Origin of the sequence: Planosporangium mesophilum, from assembly GCF_016863255.1 — a bacterium.
Lineage (GTDB): Bacteria > Actinomycetota > Actinomycetes > Mycobacteriales > Micromonosporaceae > Planosporangium > Planosporangium mesophilum.
The window spans coordinates 57,714-77,515 of sequence record NZ_BOON01000006.1; the positions used below are offsets into that span (position 1 = coordinate 57,714).

The 19,802-nt window shown below is 69.9% G+C and carries 15 protein-coding genes; 7 read left to right on the forward strand and 8 right to left on the reverse strand.

All coding sequences use genetic code 11. The features are described 5' to 3' along the window. Positions 1 to 38: 38 nt before the first annotated feature. A complete protein-coding gene (locus tag Pme01_RS04020) occupies positions 39 to 1,985 on the reverse strand; it encodes a DUF4012 domain-containing protein (RefSeq protein ID WP_168112602.1) in 1,947 nt (648 codons plus the stop codon). A 326-nt stretch (positions 1,986 to 2,311) separates the two neighbouring features. On the opposite strand from Pme01_RS04020, the gene Pme01_RS04025 reads away from it, so the two are divergent. From Pme01_RS04025 to asnB, 5 genes are all read left to right on the forward strand, one after another. Beyond that, entirely contained in the window at positions 2,312 to 3,574 is a 1,263-nt protein-coding gene (locus Pme01_RS04025; protein WP_168112601.1) for a glycosyltransferase family 4 protein, read from the forward strand. A gap of 136 nt (positions 3,575 to 3,710) precedes the next feature. After that, positions 3,711 to 4,775 carry a glycosyltransferase gene (locus Pme01_RS04030; protein ID WP_168112600.1) on the forward strand — a complete coding sequence of 355 codons (1,065 nt, stop codon included), beginning with the start codon at positions 3,711 to 3,713 and terminating at the stop codon, positions 4,773 to 4,775. 37 nt (positions 4,776 to 4,812) lie between these two features. Then, on the forward strand, positions 4,813 to 6,198 hold the full coding sequence (locus Pme01_RS04035) for an oligosaccharide flippase family protein (protein WP_168112599.1): 1,386 nt from the start codon (positions 4,813 to 4,815) through the stop codon (positions 6,196 to 6,198). Continuing rightward, on the forward strand, positions 6,195 to 7,304 hold the full coding sequence (locus Pme01_RS04040; protein ID WP_168112598.1) for a glycosyltransferase family 4 protein: 1,110 nt from the start codon (positions 6,195 to 6,197) through the stop codon (positions 7,302 to 7,304). Before Pme01_RS04035 ends, Pme01_RS04040 begins: the two co-directional genes overlap by 4 nt. Positions 7,305 to 7,364: 60 nt before the next feature. Continuing rightward, positions 7,365 to 9,203, forward strand: a complete 1,839-nt coding sequence (gene asnB / locus Pme01_RS04045; RefSeq protein WP_168112597.1) for an asparagine synthase (glutamine-hydrolyzing) — start codon at positions 7,365 to 7,367, stop codon at positions 9,201 to 9,203. A 131-nt stretch (positions 9,204 to 9,334) separates the two neighbouring features. Here asnB and Pme01_RS04050 read toward each other — a convergent pair whose 3' ends face one another. Genes Pme01_RS04050 through Pme01_RS04075 form a run of 6 tightly spaced genes read right to left on the reverse strand, consistent with a single transcriptional unit; the run spans position 9,335 to position 15,388 of the window. Beyond that, on the reverse strand, positions 9,335 to 10,261 hold the full coding sequence (locus Pme01_RS04050) for an FkbM family methyltransferase (protein ID WP_168112596.1): 927 nt from the start codon (positions 10,259 to 10,261) through the stop codon (positions 9,335 to 9,337). Further along, positions 10,251 to 11,765, reverse strand: a complete 1,515-nt coding sequence (locus Pme01_RS04055; protein WP_168112595.1) for an O-antigen ligase family protein — start codon at positions 11,763 to 11,765, stop codon at positions 10,251 to 10,253. Before Pme01_RS04055 ends, Pme01_RS04050 begins: the two co-directional genes overlap by 11 nt. After that, complete coding sequence (locus Pme01_RS04060; RefSeq protein WP_168112594.1) at positions 11,762 to 12,847, reverse strand: GNAT family N-acetyltransferase; 1,086 nt, start codon at positions 12,845 to 12,847, stop codon at positions 11,762 to 11,764. Before Pme01_RS04060 ends, Pme01_RS04055 begins: the two co-directional genes overlap by 4 nt. Further along, a complete protein-coding gene (locus tag Pme01_RS04065; RefSeq protein WP_168112593.1) occupies positions 12,844 to 13,623 on the reverse strand; it encodes a GNAT family N-acetyltransferase in 780 nt (259 codons plus the stop codon). The genes Pme01_RS04060 and Pme01_RS04065 overlap by 4 nt, the downstream gene beginning before the upstream one ends. Continuing rightward, complete coding sequence (locus Pme01_RS04070) at positions 13,620 to 14,258, reverse strand: sugar transferase (protein ID WP_168112592.1); 639 nt, start codon at positions 14,256 to 14,258, stop codon at positions 13,620 to 13,622. Before Pme01_RS04070 ends, Pme01_RS04065 begins: the two co-directional genes overlap by 4 nt. After that, a complete protein-coding gene (locus tag Pme01_RS04075; RefSeq protein WP_168112591.1) occupies positions 14,255 to 15,388 on the reverse strand; it encodes a DegT/DnrJ/EryC1/StrS family aminotransferase in 1,134 nt (377 codons plus the stop codon). Before Pme01_RS04075 ends, Pme01_RS04070 begins: the two co-directional genes overlap by 4 nt. A gap of 102 nt (positions 15,389 to 15,490) precedes the next feature. Here Pme01_RS04075 and Pme01_RS04080 point away from each other — a divergent pair, with 102 nt between their 5' ends. Next, complete coding sequence (locus tag Pme01_RS04080) at positions 15,491 to 16,081, forward strand: arsenate reductase/protein-tyrosine-phosphatase family protein (RefSeq protein WP_168112590.1); 591 nt, start codon at positions 15,491 to 15,493, stop codon at positions 16,079 to 16,081. On the opposite strand, the gene Pme01_RS04085 is transcribed toward Pme01_RS04080, so the two are convergent. Beyond that, positions 16,053 to 17,714 (reverse strand): tyrosine-protein kinase domain-containing protein, encoded by a 1,662-nt coding sequence (locus Pme01_RS04085; RefSeq protein ID WP_203935421.1) that lies wholly within the window; start codon positions 17,712 to 17,714, stop codon positions 16,053 to 16,055. The genes Pme01_RS04080 and Pme01_RS04085 overlap by 29 nt on opposite strands. A 231-nt stretch (positions 17,715 to 17,945) precedes the next feature. Here Pme01_RS04085 and Pme01_RS04090 point away from each other — a divergent pair, with 231 nt between their 5' ends. Beyond that, positions 17,946 to 19,796: a nucleoside-diphosphate sugar epimerase/dehydratase gene (locus Pme01_RS04090; protein WP_168112589.1), complete on the forward strand. Its 1,851-nt coding sequence runs from the start codon at positions 17,946 to 17,948 to the stop codon at positions 19,794 to 19,796. Positions 19,797 to 19,802 lie beyond the last annotated feature (6 nt).

Genomic DNA, 19,802 nt, shown 5'->3' on the forward strand with positions numbered 1-19,802 from the left:
GGTGCGCTCTGACGTGTGTTGCTGGAACCGCGAGGAATCTAACGCGTAACGTGGCAAAAATCCGCGGAATGGACATTTAGGTTCCATGGGACCACGCCAGGGGTCGTCCACAAGCGAGGGCGATGGGTGGGCCCAGCGCCGGCCGGTGGGATGCCGGTCAGCAACACAGCCTCTATCGTCCGTTTTTGCCCTGGCTTTAGGTCAACCGTCACAATGTCCACGGCACGCCGCCGCTCCGCCCCCGAGACCATGGGCGGAAGCTGCCCGTCCAGCAGGACGTCCACCACGTTTCCGCCGGTTGGGCTGAATATCGAGACGTTCGTCCGGATCGTGTACGGTACGCCGGCCAGCGCCAGGCCCGTCACGTCCTTGGACAGCCCGGAACTCGGCGCCGTCGACCCGAGCGTGACCCGCAGCTTCAGCTCCATGCTGCCGTCGGGCCGACAGGCCGTGGCGGTCAGGTCCGCCGCGTGCGTGAGGTAGTAGCCCAGCTTGGCCCCGGTGCCGTCGTTGAGGAACACGCCGACGGTCGGGCTGGTGCGGTCCGTGATCGGCAGCGAGCCCTCCAGCATCGTGCCCGCGAGGTGCTGCTGCTGTTGCGGATCCGCGCTCCACACCAGGATGCGGCGCTCGCCCACCGCGCGGGCCAGTTGGTTGACCAGGCCGGCCATGTTGCGCGGCTGCCGGGTCAGCACGTCGAAGACCGCCCGGGCGGCCGCCGAGAAGAACTGGTCCTGGGCCACCGTGGAGAACTTCGCGTACACGTCGGACAGCAGCATCCGTACCGCGTTGTCCGACGTCAGCTTCGTCCCGTTGGGGAGGGTGACGGGGCCCTCGGCGGCCAACAGGTACGACAGTGCGACCGGGTCGGTGGCGATCACGCCGTCGACCGCCTGACCACTGCGGCGCTGGTACATCTCCCGGTACAGCTTGGCGACCGTCGGGAAGTCCGGGGTGAGGTTGACGTCGGCCGGGTACTCCGCGGGCCGATCGGTGTAGAGGGCACGCAGCGCCGGATCGAGCGGCTGGACCGGGCGCGGGAACGTCCCCATCGCGGTGGCCGTGCCCTGGTCGACGAACTGGACCGCTCCCCGGTCCGCCCTGACGACGAGGAAGGCGCCGGGCATCCCGCCGGTGGCGCGCACCTCGGCAGGGTTCTGGAACACCAGCAGGTACGTGCGCGGACCGCCCGCGCCGAGCATCGCCGGCAGCAGCGCCGACGCCCGCTCCGCCGTCTCGGTCACCCGTACCGCGTGTTGCAGGCCATCGCTCAGCTCCTTGACGCCGGCGCTGACCTGAGGGAGCAGATGCCCGGTGTCGATCGAGGCGACCCGGTCGCGGGCCTGCCGGACGGCGGTCGCCGCGACCGCGATCCGGGGCGCGGCATTCTGTACGGCGGCGAGGTCGATCCGGCCGTTCTTCGGCGCGAGGGTGCTCAGGTCGATCGCGCCGGCGGTGTCAACGAGCGGCGGCAGGCCCCGCCTGGCCAGGTCGTCCACGGCGGTCGCCACGGTCCGGACGGCGGCCAGGTTGCCGCCCGCCCACGGGGCGTGCCCACCGAGCCTCCAGCCCGGGTCGTCGGTCTCGGAGTGGGCGGCCCGAGTCTCGACCTGCAGCGCGGCCAGAGTGACCCGCGCGCCGTTGATGTCCCCGCGCTGCACCTGTCCCTGGAGTTGCTGGATCAGTGCGCCGGCCTTGCGCAGATGTTCGCCGGCGCGCAGGCCCCGTACGCCGACCCAGGTGACGGCGAGCGCCGCCACGCAGGTCAGGACCGCCACCGCTGCTATCACCCGCCGCAGCCGGCGCCGTGGACGGCGACGACGGCGTTCCGGGCTCCCTGGAGCGGATCGCCGGCGCGGTCGCTGGTCGGCCGGCGACTGCTCACCCTCGACCACTTCGCGGGGGCCCACCACTTCCGCGTTCCACAGCGCTTCCCACTGGGCGTCGTCATAGCGGGGGCCTCCGGGCTGTGGGCTGTCTGTCATGGCACCCGCTCGCGTGAGTCCGAATTATCCCTTCAGAAGATGCTAACGGGACAACAAAGACAAAGCGAACATACTGACGGCATCACGGAGTGAGCGGCGTCGGAACCCGCCGGCGTAGCGCTCGGGACAGCGACTCACCGGCCCGACCGCCAACGCGCGGTACTGCCGGCGGAGCCCGGTCCTCCGAACGGTCAAAGTTGACATTAGCCTCTGATGGCTGAAATTGGAACTAACTCCTTAACGTTGCAAATGGTACTAAACTGCCCTCACGCGTGACCCGGCCGGCCCGCGCCGACCTGTCCGGACGTCAACCAGGAGCGCCAGGCATGAAGATCGGAATCATCTCCCAGTGGTACCCGCCGGAGCCCGCCCTGGTCCCGCCCAGCCTGGCGCAGGAGCTGGCCCGGCGCGGGCATGAGGTACGGGTGTTGACCGGGTTCCCCAACTATCCCGACGGCAAGGTCTATCCGGGATACCGGCAGCGCTGGAACGACCGGTCGGCGACCGACGGAGTGACCGTCCGTCGGGTACCGCTGTACCCCAGCCACGACAACTCGCCGGTCCGGCGGGCGGCGAACTACCTTTCCTTCGCCGCCACCAGTTCCCTCGCCGCAGCGCGGTACCTCGCCGGGGTCGACGCGGTGTACGTGTACCTCACACCGGCGACCGCTTTCGCCGCATCGGCTCTGCTGCGTCTGCTGTACCGGATACCGAGCGTGATACACATCCAGGACATCTGGCCCGAGTCGGTGACTCAGTCCTCGCTCGCACCGCACGGCGGGGCCGGCGCGCTCATGGACCGGACCCTCTCGACGCTCATGCGCGGCATCTACCGCTCGGCAGCGGGCATCGCCGTCATCGCCCCGTCGATGCGCGACCTGATCGTGGAGCGTGGCGCGGATCCGGCGAAGGTTCATGTCGTTCTCAACTGGACCGACGAGTCGCTGTTCCACCCGGTGGACGCGACCGAGTCGGCCCGCCGTGAGATCGGGCACCGCGGGCGCTGCACCATCATGCACGCCGGCAACATCGGCTCGTTCGAGAACATCGAAGCCACGATCCGGGCGGCCGCAGCGGTCGACCAGTCCGGACAGGTCGACCTGGTGCTGGTCGGGGGCGGCTTCGAGGAGCATTCCGCCCGCGAACTGACCAGCCGGTTGGGTGCCGGCAACATCCGGTTCCTGGGGCGGCGGCCCGCGTCGGAGATGGCCGCGCTGTACGCCGCCGCCGACTACCAACTGGTCACGCGGCGGGATCTGCCCATCTTCCACAGCACGATCCCGTCGAAGCTGCCGTCGGCGCTCTCATGCGGCTCGCCGGTCGTCGTATCGGTGCCCGGTGACGCCTCCCGGATCGTGGAGCGAGGTGGGGCCGGCGTGTCCTGCCCACCCGATGACTGGCAAGCCCTCGCCGATCGGTTCCTGCAGGCCGCCGCGTTGTCACCGGTCGAGCGGGCCGACATGGCGCGGCGCGCCCTGGATACCTACCGGTCGCAGATGTCGATGCGGACAGGCGTGGACCGGTTGGAGGACATGCTGCGAACCGCGGCGGGCGGCGGACGACCGTCGAGGGGGAACAGTGACCGCTAACCGGGCCACGACGACGGACGTACCGCGAGACCGCGATGCGGCACGCCGGTTCCGCGTCCTCGCCGTCTGCGGATCGTTCGCGCCGGGATTCCGCGGTGGCGGTCCGATCCGGTCCGTCGCTCGCATCGTCGACACGGTGTCTGAGCACGTCGACATCACCCTGCTCACCAGCGACCGCGACCTGGGGTGTCGTGACCCCTATCCCGGGCTGTCCGGTACGTGGGTGAACCGCGACCGGACCCGGGTGTTCTACCTGAACACCGGCAGCCTGTCGCAGTGGCTTCGGCTGTGGCGCGAACTGCGCGCCACCCCGTTCGACCTGTTGTACGTCAACAGCCTCTGGTCCCCGCAATTCACCCAGGTTCCTGTCCTCGCCGTGCGACTCGGCCTCATCCGCGCGGGAAACGTACTCGTCGCTCCTCGCGGGGAGCTGTCCCCGGGTGCGTTGGCGCTGAAGTCATGGAAGAAGCGGCTGTTCCTGAAGTGGTGGGGTCCGTTCCTGAAACGGATGGGCGTCATCTGGCACGCCACCGCCGACAAGGAGGCGTCAGAGATCCGGGCCGTGTGCCCGTGGGCGCACATCGAGATCAATCAGAACCAGGTGGCGCTGCCACCGGAACCGCTGTCCCCGTCCGGAGCGTACGACGGACCTCCGCGACTGGTCTTCATCAGCCGGGTGTCGCCCAAGAAGAACCTGGACCTGGTCCTGCAGGCGCTGAACGAGTTGTCCACGCGGGTCGAACTCGACATCTACGGCCCGCTGGAGGACGCGGCGCACTGGAAGCACTGCGAGGCGATCATCAGACGACTTCCGGCCTCGGTCCGGGTCCGGTACCGCGGTGAGGTGTCGCCCGAAGACGTTCGCCGCACCTTCCACGATTACGACGCGTTCGTATTCCCCACCAGGGGGGAAAACTTCGGGCACGTCATCGCCGAAAGCCTGTCGGCCTCGTGTCCGGTGGTCTGCTCGGACCGGACGCCGTGGACGGAGGTCCTCGAATCCGGCGGCGGTCGCGTGGTACGGGATCTCACCGCAGGGGCGCTCGCCGCGGAGCTTGAACGCATCACGGCGATGACGCCCGATGAGCGGCTGCGTGCGCGGTGTCGCGCCGGCGAGACCTACCGGTCATGGCGGCGGAAAACGCCCGACCGCAACATCCTCGACCTGGCCCGGCAGACGCTGACTTCCGTCGCCCGATGACCGCCACCAGAGCGCGGGCATAGGGCTGGTGGCTCGCGTGCGCCTCCACCTCGATCCCCGGCGGTACCGGTCGGCTACCGCTCTCTCCTCGTTCCGCCGGAGCGTGGCCAGGACAGCGTTCTTCAACATCGCCACGACCGTCACCGCCGGGATCGCGGGAATCGTCATAGCTCGCTCCCTGGGACCTGCCGCCAGGGGCGAGTACGCGGCCGTCACCGCGTGGTTCACTGCCGCGTTCACCGTCGGCGAACTGGGGCTGACCGCGGCGACAACCTTCTTCGTGGCCCGCGACGCTCACCTGGCGCCGCACTACGTTTCCACGGCACGCAACCTGCTGGTCGCCTCGGGCGTCGTCGTGGCCTCCGCCGGAATGCTCGCCACGCCGCTGCTGGCACCGGAGAACGGTACGGTCGCCGGGGGCTATCGCATCGCCTTCCTCACGTGCCTGGCGAGCTTCCTGACCGTCGGCTACATCGCCAGCATGCAGGCGTCCAACATCAACCGCTGGAACCTCATCAGGATCTCGCAGCCCGCGCTGTACGTGGCCACGGTCACCCTGCTTCACCTGACCGGGCAGCTCGATCTGACGACGGTCGTGTTGGCCATGTCCCTCACGACCGTCGCGCAGACCGCGATGGCCTACCTCCTCGCCCGCGGTCAGCGGCTGACCGGCGGCCGCGCGGACTTCGGGCTGGCCCGGCCGATAATCCGCTACGGCACCGCCCAGCTCGCTTCGTCCGTGCCGATCCTCGTCACCACCCGACTCGACCAGCTCGTCCTCTCCCTGACCGTACCTTCGGCCGCCCTCGGCAACTACGCCATCGCAGCCACGCTGGCCACCCTCGCAGGACCGCTCGTCGCCGCCCTGGGCCACGTCGCCTTCCCCCGGCTGGCATCGCAGGCCCTGTCCAGTAGCGGAGCTGACCGCCTGCAACGGTCGACCGTACTCGCTGCCGCCGGTGTCAGCGGCGCGCTGACACTCGTCCTGGCGGCTTCGGCCCCATGGCTGATCCCGACGCTCTTCGGCGCTGACTACCGGGACGCCGTGACGCTGGTCTGGCTGCTCGCTCCGGGTGCCGCGTTCGCGGTGTGCGCACAGGTCTGTGGTGACCTGCTGCGCGGCCAAGGCCGGCCGCTCGCCGCAGCCCGGGCACAGGGAGCCGCCGCGGTGGCGATCGTCGTGCTGATGGCCGCCCTGCTGCCCGCGCTCGGGGTCGTCGGCGCGGCCATCGCCTCGACCACGGCCAACGGGTTGGCCCTCGTGATGGCGCTCGGAGCGTTGCGCAAGGCGTCGGCCGGGGGATCGACGCCCCCTCCTCCCCCGGCGCAACCGCTGCCTCAGCCGGTGGTCGACGGACTGTCCACACCGATCCTCAGCCCACCCGCAAGGAGATCCATGTATCGGCGGAGGAACCAACGATGAACGAGAATGTCCTACTTCTCGCACCGTCCCTCGGCCTCGGTGGAGGCATCGAGCGCTACGTCTCCACGATCGAGGCCGTGTTCACCCAGCACGAGGTTTCCTACCAGCGGCTCAATCTGCTGGACGTGAACCGGCCCAACGGGATCGTGACCAAGGCGCGTTTCGTGCGGGAGGTACTGCGGGCCACGCGGGCGAGCGAGCGGCCGACCCGATTCGTCGTCGCACACTGCAACCTGCTGCCCGTTGTCGAACTGGCCGCCAGGATGCCCAACTTCGCCGGTGCCACCGTGATTCTGCACGGCTTGGAGATCTGGGCGGGCCGACACGTACGGGGACACCGGACCATGCGCCGCCCGGACGTACGGGTGGTGACCGCGAGCAACTTCAGTGCCGGCGCACTTGCCAGAACGAGCCCGGCGAACGTCCTCCACCCCGGAGTCTCCGCGGCCTGGTACCGGATTCTGGTCGACGCCGCTGAGCAGGCGCGCTCCGGGTCCGGCGAGCTGAATCTCGTCACCGCCTTCCGCCTCGACGACTGGCGGGACAAGGGCCTCGGCACGCTTCTCGACGCGGTCCGTCTGCTCCGGGACGACCGGGTGCGGCTCACCGTCTGCGGCAGTGGACCCGTCACCGCGGAACTGCGGGCAGCGGTCGAGCCGTACCCGTGGTGCCGGCTCAGGCCCGGCCTCACCGACCAGATGCTGGCCGACCAGTTCGCCTTCGCCGATCTCTTCGTGCTCGCCACCCGTACCCGCAGCGGGTCGGACGCCTGCGGCGAAGGGTTCGGTCTGGTTCTGCTGGAGGCGCAGTTGGCCGGCACCGCCGTGGTGGCGCCGGCGTACGGGGGCAGTGGTGACGCATTCCAACCCGGCATAACCGGACTCGCGCCGTTGGACGAGACTCCCGAGGCACTCGCCGCGGTACTCGCCTCGCTGTTGGCGGACGACCAATGGCGGACCGAGATGGGACGGGCTGCCGCGGCCTGGGCACGGAGCCGTTTCGAACCAACCGCGTACGCGGACAACCTCCTGCGGGCCCTCCTGGGTGACCCCGCTCCGGAATTCCGTCCGTCACCGGCACAACCGAACCTCGTGCAAGCGCCCTGAACTGACGCAAGATCCGGCCAGCGGCAACATCGCCGCGCAGATCGCGAACGGAGAGCCTCCATGTGCGGCGTATGTGGGGTGATCCGCGCCTCCGGCACCGGCACCGCGGACCGCTCCCTCGTGACCACCGTCAACGCCCGGCAGCACCACCGGGGGCCGGACGACGCCGTCCAGTGGTACGGCGAACAAGCCGTGCTGGGACAGACGCGCCTCGCCGTCATAGATCTCTCCGAGGGCGGACGCCAGCCGTTCGTCTCGGCGGACGCGTCCGTTGTCGTGGTATTCAACGGCGAGATCTATAACCACGACGAGTTGCGTCGGCGGTACCGGCTGGCGGTCGCGGACCGCTGCGACGGCGCGGTCCTGCCCGAATTGTGGCAGCGGCTGGGCACCGCGATGTTCGCGCAGCTACGCGGAATGTACGCGATCGCCGTCCACGACGTGCGCGCCCGCACGGTGACGCTCGCCCGGGACCCGTTCGGGGTCAAGCCGTTGTACTGGACTCGAACGACGGACGGTGCGATCGCGTTCGCCTCCGAGCCGCGGCCCCTGCTGCCCCTGGTTCCGCGTCCGCGGCTGGACCCCGAGGGCGTCCACAACTACCTCATGTACGGGGCGGTGGGCCGGGACCGGTCACCCTTCCGGGAGATCACGTCCGTACCGGCCAATGGCTGGGTCCAGTGGGACGCGGCGACGACGAGGACCGACGGGACCGTCAGTGCCGGCCTGTTGGAGGCACTCCCACCGGCCTCCCTACAGCAACTGCGCGACGAGTTCGTCCGCTCGGTCTCGCTGCACCTGGTCAGCGACGTTCCGGTGGCGCTGCTGCTCTCCTCCGGTCTGGATTCCGCCGCGCTGGCCTGGGCCTGCGCCGAGCTGGGTACCGATCTCACCTGCGTCACGGTCGATCTGGGCGGGGGCGTATCGGAGGCCGCAGGCGCCGGCCGGGTGGCCGCCCGTTTCGGTCACCGTCACGAAATCGTCTCCACCAGCCCCGATACCTCCATTGTGGAGCGTTTCTTCGCCGCCATGCAGAAGCCGTCCATCGACGGCCTGAACACGTTCCTGGTCAGCCGGGCAATCGCCTCCCTCGGAGTGAAGGTGGCACTGTCGGGCCTGGGCGGCGATGAGCTGCTCGGCGGCTACCAGAGCTTCCGGGCCCTGCGGTATCTGCCCCTGCTGCGGGCCGCTGACACCGTGTCGCTCACCTCGTTGCTGGCGAAGCTCTACGGCAGGCGGAACCACAAGGCAGCACACCTCCTCGGCGCGAACGGTCCACGCGACGCCGCCGGCCTCGGAGATCTCTACCGCCGGGTCTTCCTCGACGACCAGGTCGGCGCGCTCGTCCCGTGGGCACCGCGCGGCGAGGCGGCGCCGCCCTCCTCCGACACGTCGGCGCAGACCCTGTCACGGGTTGAACTCACGAGCTACCTGGGGGGAACGCTGCTTCCCGACACCGACGCGCATTCGATGACATGGTCGGTGGAGATGCGCGTACCGTTCGTCGACGTCCCGTTCGCGCGGACCGCTCTCGCCGTCGCCCCCCGGCGGGGAGTGGGCAAACGACGGTTCGCGGAGGCTGTCGGCGACCCAGAACTCCGGGCCATCACCAGGCGCAAGAAGCAGGGCTTCACCCTGCCCATGGACGATTGGATGCGGACGGGGCCATTGGCTTCCTGGGTACAGGCCGCCCGGTCCCCCGACGCCCCGGTGCGGGCACTGCTGCGTGGCGACGCCGTGGACCGCGTCCTGCACGGGTGGGACGGAGGCCACCTGAGGTGGTCGCGAGCCTGGTCGATCGTCGCGCTCGACGGTTGGCTGCGCAGCGTCGGAATGGACGTCGCGGAGATCGAACTACCGGTGGCCACGGCCTACCGGAAGCGGATCGCGCTCGACTGACAGCGAACCCGGGACGCCGGTCCACGTCGCTCGGGTCGCCGAGGCGCCCTGAGATGGACCTGCTCGTGACCCGGCGCAGCGCCCCGGGCAGCCGCACGGCCGGCGATTGCCCGCAGTCGCTGAGGCGCGTGTCAACGCACGCCGGGCGAACCCGTCTGTACCAGTGGTTCGACCTGGCTCACCACGGGCTCAACGGCGGCCAGCAGGTTCGTCGCGGTGGCCGGCGGGCCCTCGAGCCGGATGAGGGCCAGGCGGGTTCGGCCGGTCAACGGGTGCCGGACCGCCCGGATATCGAACAGCGCATAGCCCTGCTCGACCAACCAGCCCGCCGGGCTCCCCCCGTCACCGAACATCTCCGGGGAGTACTCGAAGACTATGGACGGCCGGTGCTCGGCCACGATACGGCGCGCACCGGCCAGCACAGCCGCCTCATGCCCCTCAACGTCGATCTTGACCAGAGACACGGGCTGCTGGATGACGTCGTCGAGGGCCACGGTGGGCGTCGGAAGGGCCGTGCCGTTCAGGTAGGGATGCGGCAGCAGGCTGGCCCGACCCTTGTTCGAATCCGGACCGGTGGGCCGGTAGAGCATCCTGGTGTCGCCTCCGACGTCGGAGGCCGCCGCATGCAGCACGGTGACGTTGCTGAGATCGTTCAGCACGATGGTGGTACGGGCACGGTGCGCGAGTGCCTCGTCCGCCTCGACCGCGAGGACGTGCCCGCGGGGACCCACGAGCTTCGCCAGGCGTGTCGTGTGGATGCCGATGTTGGCCCCGACGTCGACACAGGTCTCTTCCGGCCGGACCAGGTGCCGGAACAGTTCCGCCAGGTGCTCCTCGTACGCGCCGAAGACCCACAGCCGCCACTCGAGGAAGCTCGACAGGTCGGCGTCGAACCGGTCGCCGAACTTCGTGGTCAGTCTGCGGACCAGTTGGCCCGGCTGTGCGTGGGTCCTGCCGTACGAACGATTGAGAAGCCGTCCGGGTCCACGGAGGGGCAGGCGTCGACCGAGGATCGGCGCTATCGGGCTCAACGCGAGGCTGCGGGTCCTATAGGACACTGTGCTCATCCCTGTCTGAACTACGTTTGTCAACGAACACGCGAACCGACGATCCCGCCGCAGCAGGGCCACGCCGGGCGCGAGGGCCGGACCCGGCTGCCGGCCGGGACCAGAGCGGCAATGCGCCGGCCGGGGCCAGAGCGGCAACGCGCCGGTCGGCCGCAACGCCGCCAGGCAGTCCCCGGCGAGACGCGGCGACGGTCGGCTCCACCGGCTTCGGTGTCGGGGAAAGCAGCAGGAACGCGATGAGTAGCCAGGCGATCGTGGCCACTCGATTGGCCGTCAACGCGGGCATGCCGACCGAAGCGCCGATCACGAGAAGGACGAGCCCGCCGGCGAACGACGACTGCGCCTGGTCGACGTGGGTTCGCCGACGCGCCCAGATGACCCCCAGGGTCACCAACACTGCGGTGTAAAGGACGGCCCCTACGATGCCGGCGACGACCAGCGCTTCCACCCACGCGTTGTCATAAGGAGCGGCCAGGCCACGGATACCGAACCCGAACCACGGCGACGACTCGAGCACGGCCGAGGTCACCGGCTGCAGCGCCGACGCGCCCCCGAACCGCCCCGCCGTGTACAGAGCCATGACGCCGTTGGCACCACCGGACGGGTGGAGCAACAGGCCCAGGTAATCACTGCTCGCGCTCGACAGGAGCAAGCCGGACTCGGCGGCTACGGTGGCGAGGACCGCCAGGCCCACGAGGACCGTCAGGCGCAGCGTGCGAGCACCGGACACCCGGATCATCTGCCAGACGGCGATCGGGAATCCGACCAGAAGAAACACCTTGGAGACCGTCAGCACGCCACCGAGGGTCAGAAACAGCGTGATGGTCCCCAGCTTCAACGCGTTCTCGCGGTACAGATAGGTCGCCGCGAGCACGCTCATTCCGTAGAGCGCTCCTGCCTCGAACGGCTGGTTGATTACGCCGCTGTACCGCCCCATCTGCGCGGCCTTGGCGGCAACCGTCAACTGCGGGTCACCCTTGTCCCAGAACCGCCCGAGCAACCACGTCAGGTCGTAGACGGATGACACGAAGGCCAGGGCAGCGTTGAGGCACATCGCGACGACGAGGACCGTGCACACGATCCGGACGAGCCGGGTCGGGTCAGCGCCCGAACCGACGAGCATCGCGCCGATCAGCAGACAGGCGATCGGCAGGAGGAAGTTGTCCAGCCCCGCCCCGGCGCTCCCCGGAGAAAACCAGCCGAGGTCGATCAAAGGGTACAGCGCGCGCAACACCGCCACGAGCAACTCGGTGACCAGCAGCGCCAGGACCAGCGCGCCTCCACGGGTCATCCGCAGCCGCAACCACAGGCAGAAGACCGTACCGACCAGAAGCGACCCGTACACCGCGACCTGCTCGGTCCGGACGCCGGGCAACGACGTGTACGGGCCGAACACCGCGACAGTGATGAATGCGGCCGTGAAATACGCAATCGGATGCCTGTCCGGCCGGTCCGCCGCGCTCTTCAGTGGTTTGAAGCCGTTGACGTAGCTCATGAGGCGGTCACCGGTGTCGCGGTCACCGGCTCGCGGTAGGCCGGGAAGAAGCTGTCACCGGCCGGGAGGCTGCCTGCACGGCGAGCGCGGTTCTGGACCAGGCTCGTGTACCGAGCCGGGTCGCCCACCATCCGTACGGCGCGGAACGTGCGAACGCCTCCGGGGTCGAAGGCACGCTTGTAGCGGAAGATTCCATCGCCGCGTTCGTAACCTCCACCCAGGACGAAGCCCTGCCGTCCGGTGCGCCGGCCGTACAGCACCACCTCATGCTTCAGCAGATCGTTGGGTGCCATCGGGAACGCCTCTGCCCTGGTCCCGCCGAGGAACGAGTACAGGTGGGCGTCGCTCTCCAGCACCAGTTCAACGCTGACCACCCTGCCGGTGTCATCCAGTACCGAGAAGACCGAGTAACTGCCCGCCAACTCCTCGGACAGCGTGGTGAAGAAGGTCCGATCGAAGTGGTAGTAGGCCGCCGCGCCGCGTCGCCGCATCGTTTCCCCGTACACCTGGAGGAAACCGTCCACATCGTTCAGACGATCCTCCCGCCGGACGCTACACCCGGCCCGAGCCGCCTTCTTCACGTTCTTACGCACCTTGTGCTCGTAGTTCGCCCAGAGCTCCTCCGGCGTGCGCCGCAGGTCGACCACGACGTTCTCGGACACGTCGACGACCTCGGTCTGCGGTGTCCGAATCCCGACTGCCATGTCGGACTCGAGAGACAGCCGCAGGAAGACGGAGCACAACCCGGCCCGGACGACCCAGTCGGCCAGCTCCGCGAGCACCGACTCGGCGTACCGTCGCCCCCGTCCGGGAGTTCCCGGAAAGAACGGACCGCCATAGCCGTAGGGCGAGATGGCGTCATAGAGCTCCTCATCCGCCCACGGCAGATCCCGCAACGGGCGGATCACCAGCGGCAGCAGGGCGGACTCCGGTTGCCCGTCGAGGATCAGCGCGACGGGGCGCCCCGCGTCACCGGCGAGGAGCCGACAGTAGGCGGGATGGGCGAACGGTTCCCGGCCGCATCTCCGCCACCATTCGAGCCACTCTTCGCGGTCGGTGTCTGCCTCGAGAACGCGAGTCACGCCTCGCCCCCTTCCGACGTTGCCCGGCGCATCCGGATGAAGCAAGCAAACGATGGCGGCACCGTCGGACCGGCTTCCGAACCGATCACCGCGTACGCGCGGGCGGCACCCAACGTGACGCGCAGCCGTGTCACGTGCCGATCCATGTTCCGGTCCCAGTTGACGCGCATGGCGTCGCCTACCATCCGGATCCTCGCTTCGGACCCGGCCCCGAGCCGGACCGTCAGGTCCGCGAACCCGTACGCCGCCCGATGCGCCTGGAACAGCGGCCAGTCCACAATCCTGATCGGACTTTCGGGCGGGCTCGCCGGGTGGCCGGTCACGTCGGCCCAGCACACCCGGCTGACCTCGCGGAACCCATAACGGTGGTACAGGGCCAGGGCGGGCTCGTTGTCACAGGCGACGTCCAGGCCCACCCGATCGACTCCCAGTCGTCTCGCGATCGCGAGGCCGTCGGCGAGCAGCCGGTGCCCATAGCCACGCCCGCGGAACTCCGCGCCCACCGACAGCCCGTTGAGGAACAGTTCGGATTCCAGAATCCGCCAGTCCGCGACGGCGATCAGCTCGCCGCCGAGTACGACGGTCCGCAGGAGCACGGTTCGCGCGTGCGGTGGCGGGGTCAGCGCGGCTGCGAGGAACCAGGGGTAGTCCGGGGTGTGGTACGGGACGAGGCCGGCCACGCCGGCCGGTACGCTCTGGCGGAGCAGCTCGACGGCGGCCTGCGTCGCCTGCCGGTCTCCGCCGTCGAGCTGGCCCACGGCAACCGTGCCCGTCATGACCGGCTCTTTCGTTCCGCGTCCAGATCCGCCATCAGGGCAGTGGGGTCGACCACTACTCCCCTGGCGGTGAGCGCCTGCCAGCCGGTCCGGGCCAGGATCTTGAGGTCCAGCAGGTACGACCATTCGGCGACGTATCGAGCGTCCATCGCCAGCCGGTCGTCCCAGGTGGCACCGTTGCGCCCGTTCACCTGGGCCAGGCCGGTGATTCCCGGCCGGGCGTCGAAGCGCAGTAACTCCCGGCCGGAGTACCACGGGTCGTACCGGGGCAGCAGCGGTCTCGGTCCTACCAGGCTCATCTCGCCGCGGATCACGTTCAGCAGCTCCGGAAGCTCGTCAATGCTCGACTTGCGCAGGAACCGGCCGACGGCGTTCATCCGTGCGGAACCCGGCAGCAACACTCCGAGCGGGTCCCGGGCGTCCGTCATCGTTTTGAACTTGAGCAGCCGGAACGCGCGTCGTCCGTGTCCGGTCCGCAGTTGGCTGAAGAGGACGGGACGGCCCAGCGACACCGCTATCGCGATGGCGGCAAGCGCCGTCAGCGGAGCCGTCAGTACAAGGACGACGACGGCCAGCACGAGGTCGGTCGCCCGCTTCGCGGCGGAGCGGTAAACGGCCGGCTCCCCAGCCCTCACTGCCCGTTCCCCACGAACTCCGCGATGGCGTCGCAGACGCGGCCGATCTGCTGCTCGTCGAGCGCCGAGCCGCTGGGCAGCGTGAGTCCGGTCTCGAACAGCCGCGCCGCCGCACCGGTCAGTACGCTCCTCGCGCCGGCGAACACCGGCTGCAGGTGCATGGGCTTCCAGACCGGCCGGGTCTCGATGTCACGTTCGGACAGGTGGGCCGACAGCTCGCCGGCGCACCAGCCGGCGGTCGCCGGATCGACCACGATCACGGTCAACCAGCAGTTGCCACCGTCGTCCTCGTCGCCCAGCACGCTCACACCGTCGACGCCGGCGAACAGCTTGGCGTACCGGTCGCGCAGCCCGCGCCGCCGCTCGATCATCTCGTCCAGCCGCGCCAACTGCGCCCGCCCCAGCGCCGCGAGCAGGTTGCTGAGGCGGTAGTTGTACCCGATGTCGGTGTGCTCGTAGTGCACGACCGGCTGCCGGGCCTGCGTGGCGAGGTAACGGGCGTGCGCGGCAAGCTCCGCGTCGTCGGACAGCAGCATCCCGCCGCCCGACGTGGTCATGATCTTGTTGCCGTTGAACGAGAGCACCGCGGCCCGGCCGAACGATCCCGCCGCCGCGCCCCGGTACGTGGCGCCCAGGGCCTCCGCCGCGTCCTCGACCACGGGCACCCCGTACTCGGCGCAGAGCGGCAGGATGGCGGCGTAGTCGGCGCACCGGCCGAACAGGTCGACCGGCACGACCGCACCGACCCGGCGGCCCTCGGACCGCAGCGCGACCAGCGTGTCCGCCAGCAGGGCGGCATCCAGGTTGCCGGTGGCGGGGTCGCAGTCGACGAACACCGGTTCCGCACCGGTGTACACGACCGCGTTGGCCGTCGCGGCGAACGTCAACGTCGGCACCACCACGACATCACCCGGCCCCACCCCGAGACCGAGCAGGGCCAGGTGCAGCGCGGCCGTGCCGGAGCTGAGCGCTACGGCGTGCGCGACCCCGACTCGCTCCGCCATCTCCCGCTCGAACGCGTCGACGCTCGGCCCCAGCGGCGCCACCCAACCCGAGCGGACGGCGTCGAGCAGGTACCGCTCCTCCAGCGGGCCGATGTCCGGAGCGGACAGGTACACCCGGCCGGTCATCGTGGCAACGCGCCTTTCTGCCCTAAATGAACGTTATGGTGACCCATACCGGGGCCTTCGCCGCCGCGTCGGCCGGGACGGATCGAGTAGGGAGCACAGCAGGTGACCACGGGCGACGGATTCCGGATGTTGATCGTCTGCCACGCCAACATCTGCCGGTCGCCGATGGTGGAGCGGCTGGCGCGGCAGGCGTTCGAGTCGCGGCTGGGACCGGCCGCCAAGGCGGTCGAGATCTCCAGCGCCGGCACCCACGCCCGGTCGGACTGGGCGATGCACCCCAACACCGAGTACGTGCTGCGCGAGTACGGGGCGGACGTGAGCGACTTCGCCAGTCGCCGGCTCACCCCGGACCTCGTCGCCTCCGCCGACCTCGTGCTGGCGGCCGACCGGGAGCAGCGCTCCGCCTGCGTGACGCTGGTTCCGTCGGCCCTGCGGCGGACGTTCACGCTCAAACAGTTCGGCCGGCTCGCCGCCGCCGTCCCGGCGCACCGGCTGGCCGCCGGGTCACCGCACGAGCGGCTGGCGGCGCTCCGGGACGAGGCGCTCATCGTGCGCAGCGAAGTGCCCTTCGTCCCTCCCGCCGAGGATGACCTGGCAGATCCCGTCCGCGAGCCGATCGAAGCGTTCGCATACTGCTCGCAGGAGATCTCCGAGGTGCTTCGGGTCATCGTGGACCGGATCGCGTCGGAGTAGGAACGGTCGTCTCCCCGTACGCCGGCGACTGTTCCTTCGTCCGCGGCCCCATGTTCGAAGGCGGTGCCCCGACGGACGCGCGCCCCACCCTCGGAGCCGCGCCGGAGACCGGGGCCGCCGGCGGGGCCGAGATCGGCCGCGCGGGCGGGCCGGATGCCGGCGGAGCCGGTGGGGCGGATACCGACCGGGCGTGCTGGGCCGAGGTGGCGCGGGCAGGCGACGCCGAGGCGGTCAGCGCGGCCGGGACCCGCTTGCCGTTCGACCGCCCGCCCTCGTCCTGGCCGTAGTAGTAGTAGTTCTCGGACTTCATCCCCGGCACGAGGTTGAGCGCGCAGCCGAGCAGCCGGGCGTTGACCGTCTCGAGCGCTTGCAGCGCACCGGTCACCTGGGCGGTCGACGTCTTGGCCGCGCGCACCACCAGCACGGCGCCGTCGGCGACGGTCGTCAGGATTGCGGCGTCGGTCACCGGAAGCAGCGGCGGCGAGTCGATGACGACGACGTCGAAGCGTTCCCGGAACGTGCCGAGCAGGTCCGCCATGTGCTGCGAAGCGAGCAGTTCGCTCGGGTTCGGCGGCAGGAAGCCGCTGGGCAGGATCCACAGGCCCTGGCTCCACCGCTGGATGACGTCCTCCGGCTGCGCCTGGCCGGCCAGCAGGTTGGTCAGACCGACGGCGCCCTCGATGCCGAAGTACTCGGCGACCTTCGGGCGGCGCAGGTCGGCGTCGATGAGCAGGACCCGCTGGCCGGCCTCCGCGAACACGATGGCGAGGTTCGCCGACGTGGAGGACTTGCCCTCGCTCGGCAGGGCGCTGGTGACCACCATGACCCGTACCGGCCGGTCGACGTCGACGAACTGCAGGTTGGTGCGCAGCTTGCGGAGCGCCTCGGCCCGCGCCGACCGCTGCGCGCTACCGGTGACCAGCGGCGCCTTCGCCGCCTCCGGATCGTTCGGAATCATGGCCAGCACCGGCGCGCCGGCCAGCTCCTGCAGCGCTTCGGCGCTCTTCACCGTGTTGTCGAGCAACTCGCGAAGGACCGCGATCGCGGCACCGACCAGCAGCCCGAGCAGGACGGCGAGGCCGAGGTTGCGGGCCGGTCGCGGCGAGACCGGGGTCTCGTCGAGCTTAGGACCGGCGATGACTTCGACCTTGACCGTCGACGCGAGCGGCGCGGCGGGGGTGGGGGTACCGGCCGTGGCGGGAGTCTCCAGCGACTCGACCATCTTGGTGAACTGCGCGGCCAGTACGTCCGCGATCAACTTGGACCGCTGCTTGGAGCCGTCCGTGACCGTGGCCTGCAACAGTACCGTCTCCGGGACCGGCTGTGCCGTGATCCGCTGCTGCACCTGGTCAGGTGAGAGGCCGACCCCGGGCTGCTTGGCGACCACCGCCGCCAGGCGGTCACCGGTGATGAGGGTGCCGTACGACTTCACCCGCTGCTGGGACAGCAGGCTGCCCTGGTAGGCGTCGGTGACGCCGCGGTTGGGCGTACCGATGAAGAACGTCGTCGTCGTCGCGTACTGCGGGGGCGTCCGGAGCGTGATGACCGCCGCCACCGACACCGCGAGGGCGACCGCGGCCGGCAGCAGCCACCAGCGCTTCCTGATCGCGCGGAGGTAATCCCGCAGCTCCACCTTGCCTCCTAGACAGCGGTCGTCCTTTCGTCCGCCAAGTCTACGAGTCCGGCCACCTTTTACGCCGATTTACCGTTTTTAAGCGTATAGAAACCACAAAACAGGCCGATAGGACAGAGTGAAGAGGTACCCGGTGGACCGCGAGCCCGGTCCACCCCGATACGGAGCACGAGCCGAACGGACAGGAACCCCTTGAGGCCCCAAATGGGACGATCGACCCAGAGACAGCTGATGATCCTCGCGTCGTTCGCCGTGGACGCCGCCGCGTGGGCGTTCGGGCTGTCCGCCGCCGTCTTCACCCGGTACGAGTTCGCGATGACGCCGACCCGGTTCGGCAGGACGGCGCTGGTGGTCGCGCTGGCCATCTGCCTGCAGGCGATCATCGGGTACGCGCACCTGCTCTACCAGGGCCGGTACCGGTTCGGTAGCTTCGAGGAGGTCCGCGGCGTCACCCTGACCGTCCTGCTCGCGATGGTCGCGCTGCTCGGCATCGACCTGGTGGCACCCGTCCGACTCGTACCCGGCAGCACCCCGGTGGTCGGCGGCATGGTCGCCCTCGTCGTCATGTTCGGGGTGCGCTATCTGCGGCGGCTGCAGCGCGAGCGCGCCAGCCGGCCCGACACCGACCACGCGACCCCGGTGCTGCTGTTCGGCGCCGGATCGGCCGGCCACGACCTGCTGCGCTCGATGCTGCGCGACCCGCAGGGCCGCTACCTGCCGGTCGGCTTCGTCGACGACGACCCGGCCAAGCGGTACCTGCGCAGCCAGCGCGTCGCCGTGCTGGGTACCCGGACGGACCTGGAGGCGATCATCGCCGCCAAGAAGGCCCGTACCGTCGTCTTCTCCGTCGCCAACGCCGACGCAGAGCTGGTCCGCGACGTCCGCGACCGCACCCTGCGCGCCGGTGCCACCTTCAAGATCCTGCCCTCGGTCAGCGAACTGCTCGACGGCCGCGTCAGCGTCGGCGACATCCGCGACGTCCAGGTCACCGACCTGCTCGGCCGCCACCAGCTCGAGACCGACATCGACACCATCGCCGGCTACCTGACAGGCAAGCGCGTCCTGGTCACCGGCGCCGGCGGCTCCATCGGCTCGGAGCTGTGCCGCCAGATCCACCGTTTCAAGCCCGCCGAGCTGCTGATGCTCGACCGCGACGAGTCCGCCCTGCACGCCGTCGAACTGTCCCTGCACGGCAAGGCCCTGCTCGACAGCCCCGACACCATCCTGGCCGACCTGCGCGACACCGAAACCATCCGCCACATCTTCGCCACCCGCCGCCCGCAGGTGGTCTTCCACGCCGCCGCGCTCAAGCACCTACCACTGCTCGAGCAGTACCCCGGCGAGGCCGTACAGACCAACGTCTGGGGCACGCTCACGGTCCTGGAGGCGTCGGCGGGTGTGGAACGGTTCGTCAACATCTCCACCGACAAGGCCGCCAACCCGCAGAGCGTGCTCGGCTACTCCAAGCGGATCGCCGAGCGGCTGACCGCCCACGCCGCCCGTACCGGTACCGGAGTCTTCCTCAACGTGCGCTTCGGCAACGTGCTGGGCAGCCGCGGCTCGGTGCTGACCGCGTTCACCGCCCAGGCCGCCGCCGGTGGGCCCATCACCGTCACCCACCCCGACGTCACCCGCTACTTCATGACCGTCCAGGAAGCCGTCCAGCTCGTCATCCAGGCCGCCGCCATCGGCTCAGGCGGCGAGGCCCTCGTCCTGGAGATGGGCAGCCCCGTGCGCATCGCCGACGTCGCCCGCCAGATCGCCGACCTCGCCCCCCACCCCGTCGACATCACCTACACCGGACTGCGCCCCGGCGAGAAGCTCCACGAAGAACTCTTCGGCGACGGCGAACACGACGTCCGCCCCATCCACCCGCTCATCTCACACGTTGACGTGCCCCCACTGGACCCCACGCAGGCGCGGGCCCTCGACCCGTACGCGCCGGCGAACACCCTGGTACCGGAGCTGATCTGGCTGTGCCAGCCCCGTACCCGACCGCTCGCGGCGACGGCGCACACGCCGTACCGGACGATCGCCGAGGCGGTCCGCCAGACCGAGCATCACGAGGTGCGCTCGGCCTGATCCGCG